Annotated in this window: 1 protein-coding gene; it reads right to left on the bottom strand. The window is 58.4% G+C overall.

Annotated features, from left to right (window positions below; genetic code table 11):
• A partial coding sequence (locus PJK54_RS17770) for a DDE-type integrase/transposase/recombinase (protein ID WP_271303521.1) occupies positions 1 to 401 on the bottom strand: 401 nt, incomplete at both ends.

The following is a 401-nucleotide window of genomic DNA, read 5'->3' as shown; positions in this document are numbered from 1 at the left end:
CGGTGTTCGACATGATGCCGTGCACAGGCCTTGTCGAAAAGATGGCTTCCTGTCGGTTTCCGTTCACCGCCCGACGTGAAACGATCGGTGAAGCACTTTCCATTGTCTGTCAGCACCTTCTGAACCTTGAACGGTGCCTTGTCGATAACGCGATGGAAGAACTCCTCTGCGTCTTTCGCTGACTGGCTGGGGCGCACCTCAAGATAGACCCAGCGCGTGGCGCGGTCGATGGCCACGAACAGGTACCGCCGCTGGGTCTCATCGGGCATCTGCGGCAGGTACTTGATGTCGATATGCAGGTAGCCTGGCTCGTAGTCCCGAAATGTCTTGGGAGCCTGCTTGTTGTCCTCTTGGTCTTGGCGTGCCAGCTCGGCAAGCGTCGGCACCTGCCGTCTTTTCAG

The organism is Cobetia sp. MMG027, from assembly GCF_027947415.1.
GTDB lineage: Bacteria > Pseudomonadota > Gammaproteobacteria > Pseudomonadales > Halomonadaceae > Cobetia > Cobetia marina.
The sequence above is the reverse complement of the archived record's forward strand: the minus strand, read 5'-3'. Positions and strand labels throughout refer to the sequence as shown.